The sequence below is a fragment of the Tissierella simiarum genome (assembly GCF_018917865.1).
Classification (GTDB): Bacteria; Bacillota; Clostridia; order Tissierellales; family Tissierellaceae; genus Tissierella_C; species Tissierella_C simiarum.
This window is the reverse complement of sequence record NZ_JAHLPM010000016.1, coordinates 1-16,786: the sequence shown is the minus strand read 5'-3', so window position 1 is coordinate 16,786 and position 16,786 is coordinate 1. Positions and strand designations below refer to the sequence as shown.

At 31.5% G+C, this 16,786-nt stretch carries 15 protein-coding genes; 1 reads left to right on the top strand and 14 read right to left on the bottom strand.

Features of this window, described 5'->3' with window-relative positions:
- Positions 1 to 93: 93 nt before the first annotated feature.
- Positions 94 to 606: a hypothetical protein gene (locus KQI42_RS16040; protein WP_216521237.1), complete on the top strand. Its 513-nt coding sequence runs from the start codon at positions 94 to 96 to the stop codon at positions 604 to 606.
- Between the two features lie 682 nt (positions 607 to 1,288).
- Here the strand turns inward: KQI42_RS16040 and KQI42_RS16035 are convergent.
- The 14 genes from KQI42_RS16035 to KQI42_RS15970 all read right to left on the bottom strand — a co-directional run bounded on the left by KQI42_RS16035 (position 1,289) and on the right by KQI42_RS15970 (position 16,296).
- Positions 1,289 to 1,876, bottom strand: coding sequence for a DUF3841 domain-containing protein (locus KQI42_RS16035; RefSeq protein ID WP_216521236.1), 588 nt, complete (start codon positions 1,874 to 1,876; stop codon positions 1,289 to 1,291).
- A gap of 520 nt (positions 1,877 to 2,396) precedes the next feature.
- On the bottom strand, positions 2,397 to 3,431 hold the full coding sequence (locus KQI42_RS16030; RefSeq protein WP_216521235.1) for a Cfr family 23S rRNA (adenine(2503)-C(8))-methyltransferase: 1,035 nt from the start codon (positions 3,429 to 3,431) through the stop codon (positions 2,397 to 2,399).
- A 163-nt stretch (positions 3,432 to 3,594) separates the two neighbouring features.
- On the bottom strand, positions 3,595 to 5,073 hold the full coding sequence (locus KQI42_RS16025) for an Lsa family ABC-F type ribosomal protection protein (protein ID WP_216521234.1): 1,479 nt from the start codon (positions 5,071 to 5,073) through the stop codon (positions 3,595 to 3,597).
- A gap of 692 nt (positions 5,074 to 5,765) precedes the next feature.
- On the bottom strand, positions 5,766 to 6,266 hold the full coding sequence (locus tag KQI42_RS16020) for a cysteine peptidase family C39 domain-containing protein (RefSeq protein WP_216521233.1): 501 nt from the start codon (positions 6,264 to 6,266) through the stop codon (positions 5,766 to 5,768).
- 105 nt (positions 6,267 to 6,371) lie between these two features.
- Positions 6,372 to 7,724 (bottom strand): serine hydrolase, encoded by a 1,353-nt coding sequence (locus KQI42_RS16015; protein ID WP_216521232.1) that lies wholly within the window; start codon positions 7,722 to 7,724, stop codon positions 6,372 to 6,374.
- Position 7,725: 1 nt separating this feature from the next.
- Positions 7,726 to 8,202, bottom strand: coding sequence for a MarR family winged helix-turn-helix transcriptional regulator (locus tag KQI42_RS16010; RefSeq protein ID WP_216521231.1), 477 nt, complete (start codon positions 8,200 to 8,202; stop codon positions 7,726 to 7,728).
- A gap of 443 nt (positions 8,203 to 8,645) precedes the next feature.
- On the bottom strand, positions 8,646 to 10,016 hold the full coding sequence (locus tag KQI42_RS16005; RefSeq protein ID WP_216521230.1) for an MATE family efflux transporter: 1,371 nt from the start codon (positions 10,014 to 10,016) through the stop codon (positions 8,646 to 8,648).
- A gap of 61 nt (positions 10,017 to 10,077) precedes the next feature.
- Positions 10,078 to 10,902: a MerR family transcriptional regulator gene (locus KQI42_RS16000; protein ID WP_246566697.1), complete on the bottom strand. Its 825-nt coding sequence runs from the start codon at positions 10,900 to 10,902 to the stop codon at positions 10,078 to 10,080.
- Between the two features lie 746 nt (positions 10,903 to 11,648).
- Positions 11,649 to 11,837, bottom strand: a complete 189-nt coding sequence (locus tag KQI42_RS15995; RefSeq protein WP_216521228.1) for a hypothetical protein — start codon at positions 11,835 to 11,837, stop codon at positions 11,649 to 11,651.
- Between the two features lie 19 nt (positions 11,838 to 11,856).
- Positions 11,857 to 13,005 (bottom strand): toxic anion resistance protein, encoded by a 1,149-nt coding sequence (locus KQI42_RS15990; RefSeq protein ID WP_216521227.1) that lies wholly within the window; start codon positions 13,003 to 13,005, stop codon positions 11,857 to 11,859.
- A complete protein-coding gene (locus KQI42_RS15985; RefSeq protein WP_216521226.1) occupies positions 13,002 to 14,345 on the bottom strand; it encodes a 5-bromo-4-chloroindolyl phosphate hydrolysis family protein in 1,344 nt (447 codons plus the stop codon). Before KQI42_RS15985 ends, KQI42_RS15990 begins: the two co-directional genes overlap by 4 nt.
- A gap of 418 nt (positions 14,346 to 14,763) precedes the next feature.
- Positions 14,764 to 15,420, bottom strand: a complete 657-nt coding sequence (locus KQI42_RS15980) for a hypothetical protein (RefSeq protein WP_216521225.1) — start codon at positions 15,418 to 15,420, stop codon at positions 14,764 to 14,766.
- Positions 15,421 to 15,422: 2 nt separating this feature from the next.
- Positions 15,423 to 15,848 carry a DUF6608 family protein gene (locus KQI42_RS15975; RefSeq protein ID WP_216521224.1) on the bottom strand — a complete coding sequence of 142 codons (426 nt, stop codon included), beginning with the start codon at positions 15,846 to 15,848 and terminating at the stop codon, positions 15,423 to 15,425.
- Entirely contained in the window at positions 15,832 to 16,296 is a 465-nt protein-coding gene (locus KQI42_RS15970; protein WP_216521223.1) for a LytTR family DNA-binding domain-containing protein, read from the bottom strand. Before KQI42_RS15970 ends, KQI42_RS15975 begins: the two co-directional genes overlap by 17 nt.
- Between the last annotated feature and the right edge of the window lie 490 nt (positions 16,297 to 16,786).

Genomic DNA, 16,786 nt, shown 5'->3' with positions numbered 1-16,786 from the left:
TTAAGAAGATATACCTTCAGTGCTTATACAGAAATATGCACGTATCAATCAGCATTCTAAAATACTAGTAGCACCTGATAGGAGGCATTTAAATTGAAAAAAATGAATATAAGCAGGTTCATTTGTATTGGAGGTATATTAACAACAGTAGCTGTACTATTCCAATCAGCACCTGTATTTTTACCTGCGATTGGGTTGGCCTTAAGTCCATTAAGTACCCTACCTATTGCGATAGCTGCTGTTTCTAATATTTCTCTTGGTTTTACTGTGTTTTTTTCTTCCGCATTAATTCTTGCTATAGTTAATGTGCAGGAGACAATAATACTGCTTTTTACCACCGGGCTACTAGGTATCGTTATCGGAACATTGCTTTATAGGAAAGGAATAATAATTTCTATATTATTTTCAAGTATAACACTATCTCTTGGAATGATATTTTTAACTTATATAGTAGGCATTCCGGCATTTGTAGATTTAACCAGTTCGTTATCAACTCCTTTAACTTTTTTAATTTTTTTCTCGTTTTCACTTGTTTACGCGATCATCTGGAATATTTGCTTTAGAAAATTCATGAATTATCTTATAAAAATAAAATTGATTAGCTAACTCGAATATGGATTTCTTATTATTTTGGCTATTTGAGGTTTTCAAGATGCAGGCGGTATAACCAGAATTTATTATTCCATAATTGATTCTAATAAACAGAAATCTTTCAATACCACATTGTTATATCATAAAATTCCTAGATAGGATCTATAATCCGTTCTTTTCTTGTCGCAAGTAGCATAAAGGAAATTTCTCAAAGCTACTTCCCCCTCTATATATAATTATTTTGGTGTTATAATTATAGCAGTTTTATATTTTTATGCGGGGGTTTGCTGTGAACTATATATACTAATGTAGTGAACTAAGATTCTTGTTAAAAAATAGTTTCAATAAATTGTTTTGTATATAAAATGCCATTTCCATATAGTGAGAACCTGTAGATTTTTATCTGCTAATTATATTATTTTACTTGTTCTTTTTCTGATGTTAAATAAATTCTTAAAGTGAGTTCTTCTGGTGAGTTCACTGTGAACTCCACCTCAGTTCATAAAAGATCTGTTCTATATATTTCTCACATTTATCTTTGGGTATATACTTTTATTCTCTTCATTTTGTTTCTCCTTATTTCTAATATTTTAATTTTTCTGTATTAAATATAAATTAGATTTATTAATTATACAATACGTCTACATATATTTTCAAAATTTTACTTAACCCACAAATCTAATTAAAACAATAGTTTCTATCTTGTCTTAAGCATTTGCACTTTCTTTACTTCATTAAGCCTCAATTCCCAGAATGTACCTTGGATATACTTACCTGATGAATTAAATCCATCATTTAAAGATTTTTTTATGTTAAATATTTTATCCCATGATTTTTCAATCATATTTTGTTTCTCTTGCTTTGATAATGTATCTAACCATTCCCATTCAGCATCAAGTTCTTCTTCATTTGTACTATCTCCTATATACCAATTATTCAGAACATAATGCCATAAATCAAAGTCACTTAATAATACTTTATTACCTGGAATCTCTAATTCAATACAAGCCATTTGTTTTCCGGGTATTCCGTGGCCAGAACATCTTAAATCTGGTTTCTTATGTACTCCATCATAAATATACCAACCCCATATGGGGTATATATTAGATTTATAAGAGCTATCGCCTATTCTATTTATCATTCTATTTCTAATCCAATTATAAGGTTCTAAAAATGAACAATCTTCATCTTTTAAATAGGAAGCTAACTTTTCATCACAAGTGACAATCTCTTCTTCTTTTAACTTCTCCCATATATCAATTGATTGTATTGTCCATATTTTCATTTTTTAAGTCTCCTTATTTTTTGATTCCTTAAATAGTAGCAGCACAATAAGTTTTCTTCCTCTTTTTATCTAAATTAAATTATAAACTATTATTACTTGAATTACCCTATGTCATCTATACTTTACCATAAAAACACGGGTCAAGAAATGATGTTTTTTGCTCATTTCCTGACCCTAAATCACTTCAAAGCCATTATATATTGTGATCAGACTCTACTTTCTATTCCTAAACTACAGTGCACCATTAGCTAATCATCATACAATCTAACAGGAAACTTTATGTTTCCAGAGATTATACCTCTACAAAGCAGGATAGTCTCCCTAGTAGACAAATTATTTAACTAACATCTCATTCAATTAATAATAACTCCATATTGCTCTATCAAATATATTTTGAATAACAATTTTTACTCCATGGTGAAGTTATCTTTCAAGGAAAATGAAGACAATATGTGAATTATAGCCTTAGAAATCCCTTCTCAGTGAGGGACTCATCGATAGGTAGATATTTAACCTAATATCATAATTCATTATCACAACATAATTGTCCGCAAGCAGCACTAATTTCAGAGCCAAATTGAGTTCTAACATTTACACTAATGCCAGCATCCTTTAATATACTATAAAATTGTTTAATATCACTTGATGATTTGAATTTAAAAAATGTTTTTTCTGTAAAATTATAAGGTATTAAATCAATATGATATAGATACTTCCATGAACCACGGTTCTTCAATAAATCTACAACTGCTTTTGCATGTTCTTTCGAATCGTTAATTCCTTCAAGCATAATATAAGCAATAAACACTCGTCTTCCCGTATGAATGATATGGTCATCTAATGCTTTCATCACCTCATACAATGGAAATTTTTTATTTATTGGCATTAAATCACTTCTCTGGCTTCCAAATGGGGAATGAAGTGAAAAAGCCAGATTCACTTGTGTAAATTCTTTGGTCAATCTTTGTATTCCTGGTATGATACCAACTGTTGAAATAGTAATTCTTCGTTGACTTAATTTAAATAAACTTTGATCAGTCAAAATTTTTAAAGCATTAAATATCTCAGGATTTGCAAAAGGCTCACCCATTCCCATAAAGGAAATACTGTTTAATCTATGACCATTAAAATAAAAATAAAGTAATTGATCAGTTATCTCATCAGCAGTAAGATTGCGTTTAAATCCATCACTTCCTGTTGCACAAAAGCGACATCCAAAACTGCAACCACATTGGGAAGATATACAAAAGGATTCCCAACCCTGTTTATACTGTAATCCAATTGCTTCTACCCTTTCTCCATCATACAATTCGAATAATAATTTTTGAGCTTGTTTTGAGCTTTGTAAAAAAACAGGTATTACACTAGATACATTATTTCCAAACTCATCTATTAAAGCTGTCCTTAATGCTTTTGGTAACATATGCATATCATCAAAGTTATCTATCCTTTGATGAAAAATAGCTTTTGTAAACTGTACATATCTATAATAAGGTAAATTTAAATTTGATATTATCTGTTCTATTTTTTCATATTTTGTTTTTGTCTTTTTCATGTAGACTTCCTCCTCACTATTAATAGTTAAGAAGCAAAGCCAGCATGATTAGCGACTATATTACTCCATGCAAGCGTCGCCTAAAATATCTGACTTTGCACGGAGTCTATTGTGTGTTACCTTTGTATTCTTATAAAACATAATTAACCTCCAGTTCTATCCTTTATAATTTTATTATTTTTGTAGCAACATTTTCACAAAATGCATAATCATGTTCAACAAACAGAATTGTCGGTTGATATTCAAGCAACAACTTTTCAATTTGCATACGAGAAATTACATCAATAAAATTCAATGGTTCATCCCAAATATACAAATGTGCCTGTTCGCACAAACTTTTTGCAATCAATACTTTTTTCTTCTGTCCTCCACTAAAATCCTCCATATTCTTTTCAAACTGCTCTCTTGAAAAATCAAGCTTTCTAAGAATTGATTTAAATAAACTTTCTTCAATACAGTGCTTATATGCATACTCAGATAAACTTCCATATAAATCCGATGTATCTTGCGAAACATACGAGATAATTAACTGACTGTTTTTCCTTACAATTCCATCGTGAGGAATATCTTCTCCACAAATCAATTTCAATATACTTGATTTTCCACTACCATTCTTCCCCTGAATGGCGATTCTTTCACCTTGCTCTACGGTAAAATTTACTCCTTCACAAACAATTCTATCATCATAATAAATTGAAACATCTGTAAGTTTCACGATCATATTATCATGAAAAGTAAGCGGTGCTATTTTTAACCTTTCATTAGACTCAATATTTTTAAGAAGTTTTGATTTTTCCTCAATCATATCTTGTTGTCTGGATTCTATATTTTTAGCTCGCTTCATCATTTTTGCCGCTTTATGTCCAACATACCCTTTATCTAATTTACTGCCAGAATTAGTAGTTCCATACTTGCTACTTTCTACACGATCTGACCATGCAGATGTACGTTTTGCTGAACCTGAAAGTCGGTTTATATCCCTTTTCAATTTTTCGTTTTCTGCTAGTTCAAATCTATCTTGCAATTCCTTGTTTCTCCACCATGAAGAGAAATTCCCTTTCTGTATTTCAATATTAGTTTTATTAATAGCCAAAACATGGTCAATACAATTGTCCAAAAAAGATCTATCATGGGAAACCAGAATAAATCCTTTCTTTTTTCTCAAATAATTACTGAGTTTTTTTCTAGCTTCAGTATCCAAATGATTTGTCGGTTCATCAATAAGCAGGAATGAATTTTCTTTCAAAAACATAGCAGCAAGCAATGCTTTAGTTTGCTCTCCTTTTGATAATGTATAAAACTGTCTATATAAGACATCATCATCTACATCCAACAGCGATAATTCCTTCATTATTTCCCAATCCATTGAATTTGGACTGATTTCTCTTATTATATCTATTGTGAAAAATTCTTGTTCCTGTACCTCATAAGGAAAATATTCAAAAGTTACATTAGCAGAAATGTTTCCTTTATATTCGTATTTTCCAAGTAAAAGATTTAGAAAAGTAGTTTTTCCTCTTCCATTTCTTCCTGTAAAACCAAGTTTCCAATCTGTATCAATTTGAAAACTTACATTTTCAAAAATAGTATCATAGCTTCCTTCATAAAAGAATGTCAAATTTGTAATATTTATCAAAGACATATTTTTGCCCTCCCTTGTAATTTAACAGTACTAATAACAAAGTCGGAACAATAGGCGACTGGTGTTACTCCATATAAATGTCGCCCGCAGTATCCGGCTTTATATGGAGATTATCATGTGTTATTATAGTGTCTTTATTTCTCATTATATTATCCATCCTCCTTATTCTCATTATTTATAAAAAATAAGAGCCGCAAGAAATTCATTCTTACAGCTCTTAAATATACATAGTTAAACTAATAATCATAACATAACACAAAAAGTATATATTGAGAGAGAAATGAACAATTTTCTTGCGTAAGCACAACAAACCAAGTAGACACATCTACTTACCTTTTTGTCATATTGCACTTTAATAATTAGCAAGAAAATTTAATCATCTTTTCACCTCAAATTTTAGTTTCTATTTATTATACTACCACAACAACAAAAAATCAACAATGAATAACTTTATGGAAATTCCTCTCAATCTGCAAACAGATCGTCAAACAGCTTTTTGCGGACATTCATACCTATATCCATATATCCTTCTTGTACCCTTCTCCTGTTTTGTTAGTTTCTATTACATGCTTGGAGGAAGTGGCGGAATCTTACCCATTCTTATTTGCCTGCATAAACATTTCCTTGTAATAATGCTTAATTATTTTAGCCGTGAACGTGTAGAGTTTTGGTGCAAATAATGAAAAATAATTTCATATTATTACTTGACAGGCTATTCCTGTATAATATTTTTGAAAATCACCTGACCAAATATGTTTTACGTAGTTATTTGATATCAATGTTTCATATGGATCAAGATACGTAAAAAAATCTTTATCTCTGTTCACTAATAAAATCCAATGACTATTCCTAAGACCAAACTCTTCTTCATTACCAGTCATCATTACCATAATCGGAGACTTTTTTAGAGCTTCCTTCCATTCATCTTCATAAAAAGACATTCTAAAATTAATGTTATTTTTAACAAGATATCTGAATATATCTTCAGGGAAAGTCCCACACTTCATATCATCACTATCATATCCTTTTTCTTCTGGTGAAACATTAAAATTTAATTCAATAGCAAGTTTCTCAAAGTTTTCGTAACCAGTTATCTGATGATATTTTAATAACATAGAAAGACAAACAATTCCACATGCATATTCTGGATAAAAACTTTGTTCATTTTGACTAATAAAATAATTTCTATACATAATTGATTATACTCCTCTCCATTAGTACCATAAAGACTAATTCTTATATATTGATATTCAACATCTACTTAAGATTTCGAATGATAATCAATACAATTTCATTTTTTAAATAAGCTTAGCAGTTTGAGAGTAACTGCCATCATTAATAGTCAAATAATAATTAACGCCATCATTTGCAAAATTAATTGTTACTGATAAACTGCGAAGGAAAAACTCATTCTCTGAAGATGCGTACATTTCCAGTTTCATTGATCCTGGCAGTTCAATGAATAACCGCTGATCTTTCATTGTAACCCTTGTAATCAGTTCAGTATGTTCTTCTAATTGATACTCGCCAACATATCTGTTTAAAATCTCAGGATGTAGTATTTTCGCTTTTTGAAGTTCTGGTGCTTTTGGAGTCTCATATGGCTCATCAAAAAGTATATTCTCAATTGACTTTATAATAGATTGTTCAAATTCAAAGTCCTGTTCTTTGTTTCTTAAAAAAATAATCACTATATCATTATCAATGTATCTCTTAAAGTGTGTAGCATAACCTGGCCAACCACCGCTGTGCCACACAGCCCTTCCCTTTCTCTTTTCGTTCTCTAAAATCCATCCAAGCCCATATTTAAAAGGACTTTCAAGTCTTGGGGAAGATGGAGAATAGGCTTCCTTCAATAAGGTTTCATCAATAAGTGTCCCATCTCTCAATGCTCGGTCAAGTAAATAAAGGTCTTCAACTGTGGAATGAATCGCTCCATCCCCAACAATCCCATCGAGATAAACAACAAAGTCTGTTTCGGGAAATTCATCTGGTAAAACATGTTTACCTTTGTACACATCGAAAACATAACCGTATGCATAGTTATCCATAGCCTGTTCAGTTAATCTTTGACAAAATACTTTAGTGTCTTGCATTCCAATAGGTATAAAGATATTTCTTTTCATATACTCTGCAAACGAAAGACCTGAAACCTTTTCAATAATAAGAGCAAGCATTACATAACCTGTATTGCTATATTCCATACGCTCGTTAGGTTTGAATAACCGTTCTGGTTTATACTTAATAAGTAGTTCAAATAAGTCTTGATTCACTGCTATTTTAGATTTATTCCAGTGACATTCGAATAACTCTAAATAATCGGGTAATCCAGAAGTGTGATTCAACAATTGCCTTACTGTAATCCCTTTATAAGGAATATCAGACAACCATTTTTCTATAGGGTCATCAAGGGAAAGCTTATTAGCCTGTGCCAATAACATTATACCCAAAGCAGTTATCGGTTTTGAAACTGATGCAAGATTAAATATCGAGTTTATTTTTAGTTCTCGTTTAGAATCGAGGTCAGCCTCACCAAAAGCTCCTTTATATAATATTTCACCATCCTTGGCTATTAAGACAGTTCCATTAATTAATTTTTCAGATTGAATTTCATCAAAAAACTTTTTTAGTATTACTCTCTTATCATCCATTTTATTCTCCTCTCATTTCTTCTCTTGACAATTCCTCTTCAACTACATTATTAAGTTTTACTAAGATGTCTCGTAATTGTATCACTTCCTCCATTTTCAGACGAGAATAAAAACGATTCACAATTTCCTTGTTAATCTCCTCTTCTTTTGAATAGTAATGGTGTCCTCGCTCATCCAACTGCACAATTATTTCTCTTCTATTGTTAGGATTAATTGTCCTTAACAGATATTTCTCTCTTTCTAATTTGGATACAATCTGACTTACAGCACTTGAAGTAACATTCATCAATTCAGCCAGTTGACTTATTGATAATCTAGATTCTTTTTTTACTAAATCCATTAATATAATTTGTTTGCTTGAAAGATCTTCATTAAGTAAAGACCGATACTCTTTTATCAAACGAGCATTCATGGAATAAGTTATCTCATTAATTTCTGTAACCAAATTGAACAATTCATTTTCGTTCTGATTATCCATTTTTGAAACCAATACTTCACTCTCCTTTATAATTAAGTTAACTTAATTATAAAGTCGCCTAATGTTTTTGTCAAGTAATATTTGAAAAAACAACAATAAGAGATAAATTCCATATGCTAATCACATTTCAACTTAAAAAATTTCTTAAATTAATAGAAACAAAACCAAATCCCAAGTGCGATCTTGTACACATTAGAACATACTAGTAAGATTGAAGTCGTTATACCTCTATTCATCGTATGGACTTAAGCTTGAATCCTTTTTCTGAAATTAGGTTATCTCTAGCCCTTGTCTTCAATTCATCTACTCTAGGATTGTATAGGATTTTACGATTTTCCTAGATTTGTTGTATTCCTTGTTGCTGATTTTCTTTTTCATCTAATACTCCTTTGGTATAGAAAAAGACGCAGATATGTTTTCATAACATCTGCGTCTATCAGTGCTTATTTGATTTTTCTGTTTGTTAAGCTGGAAGGTGCAAATACGAAAGATATTTCTTGTTTCCTTTGGTGAAATAAAATACTCAGACAGCATACAAATGTCATTATTTCCGCAAATGGAAGTGTAAACCAAACTCCATTTATTCCCCAAAAAACTGAAAAAATCATAAGACCGATTGCAACAAAAACAATCCCTCTGCTTGAAGCTATTATGATGGAGGCAACAGCATTTCCTAATGCTGTATGATAACCGGATTGAATGATATTGAACCCACTTAATAAAAAGCATAACCCATATATTTTAGCTCCACCTACTGCCATATCTATAACTGGTTTGTTATCATTGACAAAGATACGAATCAAATTTTCGCTAAACAGATTAAATACTGAAAAAAGTCCAATACCGATTACCAAATTCGCTATTACCGCAGTATACAAAGTTTTTCGTATTCTCTCCATTTTATCTGCACCATAATTACTGCTTATAATTGGACTGATTCCGTCGGATATTCCAAACATAATCAGCGTAACAAAATTTCCAATATAATTAATTATTGTAAATGCAGCAACCCCACTTTCTCCTGCAAAATTCATAAAAGATCTGTTAAGCAGGAACAAGGTCAGTGCGTTTGCAACATAGGTTACTCCTTCAGAAGAACCATTAAAAGCTAAATTCTTAAAGTCATTCCAGCAAAATTTCCCATCATAGACATTGATAATAGTTTTTTTAGATAATATCGGTCTGATTACAACAATCAACCCTATCAGATAGGCAATTCCAGTAGCAGTAGCGGCACCAACCACACCAAGTCGTAAAATTTTGATGGTTATAAAATTTAAAACCATATTAGAAACTAGACAACTTACAGTTCCTGCCAAGTATAGTTGTGGTTTTTCAATTAATCTTCCTATAAAACCAAATAAAATCTTAAAGGATATAATCGGAACAAACAAAGCAATCGTTTGGATATATCTGCTGGTATCTGAAAGCAATACATCATTTGCCCCAAGAAAACGAGCAATCCCATTAGAAAAAAAGAAACCAATTAATAGAATGGTAACGGATATAACTCCAAGTGCAATAATAGCAGATCTGAATATATCCTTTGCTTTTTTAGCGTTGCTTCCTCCTAAAGCACGACCAAGAGAGCTCATAGTTCCCGTACAGATAACCATGCTGCTTCCAATAATAATTTGTAAATAAGCATTGGCAATATTTACGCTTGCCATGGCATTTACACCTACGAAGTTACCTAAAAAAATACCATCCACCATTCCTTGAATCCCTTCCAGAACCATAGCAATAATGGCAGGGATAACAAATTTCAGATACAGTTTAGGTATTTTTTCTTTTAATAAAATATTTTCATTCATAATAATACCTCCTATAAAAACAATCATAGGAGATATTATAAAGCTTTGTGTAACACAAAAGTCAAAAGCTTTCGACAGGGATTTGGATTTCATACAACAACGACTCCACTGCACCTGTAACAGAAAGGTCAATCTGTACAATTTGAATAATGTCACCAGAAATCTTATAACCTTTGCCCTCTAATTCATTTTTCATATTCTGTATATGTTGAATTACATCATTTTCCGTTCCTTGACACAAAGTGGTGACATATAACCCACCAGGAATTTTTATAATATCTACGGTGCTGTAATCAGGTAAAGGCAAATTTTCATCCACAAATAAAATCAGATAGGAATTCCAGTCATTTAACTCATTCAGCGTTCTTCTGACTCCATATCTGTTTTCTGCAAAAATTGGTGCAAATTCTTTTAAGTACTGTTCAAGTTCAGCATATCCATACTCAACCTCCATTCCACTGTTTAAACCTTTTTTCCACAACAAAGCTTTTCTTTCTGGAATGTTTTTAAAATCATTTTGATTCAAATACTCAGAATTTAGAAAAGTTTTCAGATGGCTGATTTTGTATGAGATACTATCTTTCAAATATTCCAATTTTTCTATTTCCTCTAGTAATTTCTCATAGCGTTCTTCCAATAACTTCAATGAATTTTCTGCATTGCGATTATCAAAAAAATCTTTGATTTCTGAAAGGTTCATTCCAAGCTGTCGTAATTCTAAAATCGTTGAAAGCTTTTCAAACTGAAAAATAGAGTAAAAACGATACCCAGTTTTTTCGTCAATATATTCTGGTTTTAATAAATCGTATCTGTCATAGTGCCGTAAGGTCTCTGCCGTTATATTTTTTAATTTAGCGAACTCGCCTATTGTCATTTTTTCTTTCATCACTACCTCTAGCCTCCTAAGGAATTATCGGTTTCAAATTTCGATTTATCTTGTTCTTACGATGAAGTAATCATACCAAAAAGTTATGAAAAAATCCATGACAATTCCCATCTATAAAACCCATCTCGAAACTTGCGTTTCCCCACTTCAAGGGTAGGGTAGTATATTGTAACTACATAGAAAGTATGTTTCAAAGCTATTGTATTACTTTTATTATACTTATATTAAATCATAATTAAGTTGATACGTCCCATTGGGTTTTCCATAATTCACTTTTTTATATAAACTTATTTTTGAATTTCCTTCTTTCTTAAATTGACAATATAATCAATCTGACATTCTAAGGCAATAGCTATTTTCCTTAGAGTATAGTTTTAAGGATTTCTGATGTGTTGCTAATTTTTTACATCCTTAAGAGTTCAATTCAGATTCATATTTTTCGAGCTTTTCAAAAACATCGGCAATCCATTCTTGGTCATCCCATAATTTGGCATAAAGCAACAGCACCAAGACTCTTTATATCTCAGTGCTGTTGATATTTTAAATTTGCTTATTGTGATAAAACATATATTTATTTCACTTAACTTTCCTTTGAACTATCTGGTATTTTTGATAAAGAATATCTTTCAATACCAAAACAGTATCCATATCACTTAAGTTAAACTCATTCTTAAAATTGTCGTACATATTAGAAATTTGCTCATGGTATGATTCTATTTCCTTTATACCTTGATATTGATATGAAGCTAAGGCCGGATATTTTTACTCCAAGCACCAGTACAATCAATTTCATCAACTATCATTTCAATGCTTGTTATATCTCCGCCAATAGGACTTCCACATATAAGATAATCATAACTTACATTGTATAACTGGTTTAGTAATTTTGCTTTAATAAGATCAGGAACCGTTTGGTTGGTTTCCCATTTACTCACTGTTTGTCTTGATCTCTCATTAGCCTCTTATTTCTAAAAGCTTAGTTTTCAATTCTTCCTCAATTCTATTCAACTCGATTTCTGCTTCCTTCCTCTTCTGATGACCTTCTGTTTGAATACGTATAACTTCATCAAGGGTCGATATTAATGATTCATTGGTAATACGAAGCGTCTCGATGTCCACAATTCCCCGTTCTGATTCCTTTGCTGTTTCAATCGTTGCCATTTTAAGTGTTTCAGCATTTTTCCTTAATAACTCATTCGTCATATCCGTTACTTCTCTTTGAGCTTTTGCAGCCTGACTTGAATGGGTAACTCCCAAGGCCAAAACCATCTGGCTTTTCCATAGTGGAATTGTGTTTACAATGGTGGACTGAATTTTTTCAGCCATTATGGTATCATTGCCTTGAACCAAACGAATCTGTGGTGCCATTTGGATCGAAATCATTCTGGTTAATTCCAAATCATGAATCTTTTTCTCAAAACGGTTACAAATGGCAGTTAGATCGTTAACAGCCTGCGCATCCTCCGGCAAACCACTGGCAGCAGACTTCTCTATTAGTGCAGGTAATTCTTCAGCCTGAACCTTAGCCAACTTCTTTTTACCTGCCAGAATATACATGGAAAGTTCTTTAAAATATGTCTTATTAAGTTCATACATTTTATCAAGCATTGCTATATCTTTCAGCAACTGTATCTGATTCCGTTCTAACGCCTCACAGATTTTATTTATATTAACTTCTGCCTTATCGTATTTTGCTTTCATTGCCGTAAGTTTGTTCGATGATTTTTTGAAGAACCCTAAAAATCCTTTCTCCTCTTCCTCTACATCAAAGCTTTTCAATTCTGTTACAACACCAGAAAGCATATCACCAATTTCACCCAAATCTTTAGTTCTCACATTATTTAAGGCTGTTTCAGAAAAGTCTGCTATCTTCTTTTGAGCTCCTACGCCATATTGGAGAATCTGATTCGATTTATTTAAATCAATCTGATTTGCAAAATCGTCGACTATCTTTTTCTCTTCAGGTGAAAGAATACTTTCATCAAATACCGGCTTTTGAATCTGCATGTCATCCTTATTTAGTATGTCTTTGCATAGTTCTTCTTGAGTTGATGTATCATCACTAAAAGGTTCAAAAGTTAGTGTTGGCAATTCATTATTCATTTTTTATCCTCCATAGTTTTATTTTTAACTCTCATATTCTTCTCTGTTAGCCCTTCCTGCGCAAACATAGTTTCTAATACAGATATATCTGTTGATATATCCATTGCCACATCCTCGAATAGACCATCCAATAAATTTTCAAACGCAAGATTAATGGTATCCATTGTTTCCTCTATCTCTTTCTTTGCACTTGAAATATTTTCTCCTTGTACAGGCTGATAATCCAATTTCCTATAAGCATCCACCAGTTTTAACGTGGTTGGCAGGAAATATTCCGTAAATTTCTTTATTTCAGGAAACTTTTCTGGATGAATTTCCACATAATCAAAGATTTTTCCTGTTACTTCTTCCAATCGGTCTAATTTACGTGAAATTTCTTCACCTGGAATTGCGATATTTGCATTTTTAATTTCCATGACAAATTGTCGTCCTTCATCAATTGCTTTTCTAATTTCTGGTTTCAAACTATCATTTTTATTATTTTTTTCTTCCTGTGTAAAATCCTGACTTGTCGTCTGATTTTTCTGCTTTTCCTGTTCCTCTAAATCCTTCATTTTCATATCTTCCTGCAACTTAAGATATTGTTCATAGCATTCGTTGTTTAACATAAAACAGGTCTTTTTATCATCAATACGTCCTTCTGGAAACATGCCAATAGCAATCATTTTTCGCAAATCTTTCACCGTAGATTTATTGCTCAATCCTGTTGCGGAAGAAAAGTCCTTAATCAAGCAGTAACTGCGGCCACGCATCTGTGATATATATCTTTGAAATCTTTTTAATCTTTTACGAATCCTGCTTCCATTCATACACAAAATTATACTTGCAATAAAACAAGGTAACAGTCCCATAGCAATGGTATGAAATACACCCCTACTTCCAATCAAATATCCTAATAATGTTAATACGATTACTCCTATTCCAAATACAGTACTTCCTATGATCCCAAATACAGTAAACAATGTGCCTGACACCTGTCCAACTGGAACAGCGAACTTAGTTGGCTTTAAAGCTGCTTTACCCCGTCTATAAGCATTATTGTAATTATTCATGGTATTATAGTTATCACTTTGTTGTTTTTGTTCCCTCAATATCTGTGAATCTTTTTCATCTCTATGCTGATAATCATTAGTCTTATCAGCTTGACTATTACAAGTTTGATTATTCCAGTTATGGTGATTCTCTCGTTTCCAATCAATTGACCTTCTAACCTCATCAAGTGCACCTTTAACAACATTCTCAATATCACGATTTAATCTTTTAAAATCCGCATTGTTCAACGCATCCTGAACTATATTTTTAATCTCATCACCTAAATTTAATTTACTCCTTTTATTCATATCTGCCTCCAAGTGATTAACTTTAGAATATGTCTTTGTTTACAACACAAAATCCATTTTTATCATTTCGTAAATCATATCATATCTTATTTTCGAAATCAACTATCATTGAATGGGTATTTTTATTGTATATAGCTATCTAATTTACTTTAAAATATATAAATTTACAGAATCAATTCATTACAATAAATTATCATAATTTCACATTCTTTATTTACATTTTCCTCCTTATTTTATTCATATTTCCTACTATTGGTTCAATATAGTATCAAAAGCGAAAAACACGCCCAAAATAGGGCGTGAGTATAATTCATTTTCTTTTTTCCTTTCAAGATCTTTTTGCTTTTCTTGTTGAATTTATGTCTATGCTTATATACTAACATCAAGAATCAATATAATATGCGCCTACATCAGTCAACTATAGTGCAAACATAATAAACAATGCTATATATGTTTTCTTTATGTCTCTATTCACTAATAAATAAGTTACTCCTAGCAAAAATCCCAGGACAATTCCTTCTAATCCAATCCATATACTACCTTTTGTAAATGCATGGGCCAATCCCCATGTAATTCCACAGATTATTCCTCCATATGGGATGTTTTTTCTTTTATACGATGCCTCAAATGCCTTCTGAGTAAAAATTATGATAAGCATAAATAGCACTGTTTCAAAGGCATAATATATATACTGAAAAACAAATAATAATAGCCCTTTACTCTGAAACTCTCTGATAATCTTAAATCCTTTCCAATCTATGTAGCTTGCCACTAATGCTATAACAACACAAAATATAACAGATATCCATTGCCATTTTGTCATCTTATCTGCTGTTTCAAAAAGATTAAACTGATACTTCTTCTTAGATGCAAGAATGAGCAAATAACCCACTATCCCCCAAGAAATGCAGGTTATAATCCAGTGAATGATTGTCTGACTTGTATTCCACTCCTGCATTGTGATTCCATATATCATCGGTTCTAATACATAAGCATATAACGCTTCTAGTCCTAATCCAGCAAATGCAAGCATTCCTAAAGAGAAATAATCCCACCCAGTAACTTTCTTGTCCATATCTAATTTCCTTTCTTCTTTATATTCTTTAATATTTGATTAGCATTTCTCACTTCCCAGAACACATTTAAATAATAAATAGCAGCACCTATAATATATGGAATTGTAAATGATAAAAAAATATCCCTATATGCATTAGGATGTAGATCCGTATATAATCCTGAAACCCAAGTAATTAATAATACAACTCCGATTAGCATCAAATATTGTCCAATAATCACTAGTGTTAATGGAATTTGCTGTAACCTATAATGTTGTGAGAGAACTAATGTTGCAATAAATGACAAAAAAATCATCATAAGTAAATTTGATTGATAATTCCCAAATTCATTTTGTATAATAGATTCTAGTACAATTTTACCGATAGATAAAATAGTGTATACAACACATACTGTTGGAATAAATGTTTTTTTATCTATAATCCTCATTTTCTACCTCCTGTATGTTTCTCAAATATTCCATAAAATTCTTTTTAAATGTTCTATTTAAAATAAGTACTTCCCCATTTTCCATAATCAGACGCATTCTCATATTTGAATCTGTCTTAACTCTATCTATCTTGTATACATTTACTATCATAGATTTTCCAATTTGAATAAAACCATTATTAAGAAACCGTTCTTGAAAATTTTTCAGATTAAAATCTATCTGGTAAACTTCACTTTCTAAATATGCATAACAACGTCTCTCTACAGTTTCTAAGTAAAATATATCATTAGGAAGTATCTTTTTAGTCAATTTCTCATTTTTTCCTAAAATTATTTCATATGATTGTAAATAGTTCATGATTCCGAGGATTTCACGATCTTTCTCACTATAGAATACATCCACGCGATTTTCTTCTATCATTTTATCTTCATAATAATTGACCTTCAATTTTTTTCCTCCTTCCATATAAATTATATCAATTTTCTTCTTAATTACAACGATCTGCTGCTTATCTTACAATTTGAAATGTCTAAGTTGCATAAACAAAAAAATATAGCTGAAATACATTTAGTTTAACTAAAAATTTGTAAGAAAACTAATTTATTCCCAAGATATCTCCATTAATATCTCTAATAGACACCTTTGCTTTTGGCTAATGATTTCTACTACCAAGCTCCATAATGGACTTTCACCATCAAGCTACCGCACATGCTGGCCGAACTCAAGAAAGTCCCCCCTGTAAAATGAAGTGCACCCCAAAAGTTAAAATTATAGTCTAACTTTTAGGGTGCACTTCAAAGCTGGTGGTATTCATAAACAATCATAACCACCCGTCAAACGGGTGGTTTGCTCAGCCCTATAAGGGCATGTTACTTGCAAGTGTCTAAAGACACGCTGAATACAGTCCGCCAACCGCTTTAACTTTCCAAGCTACCCC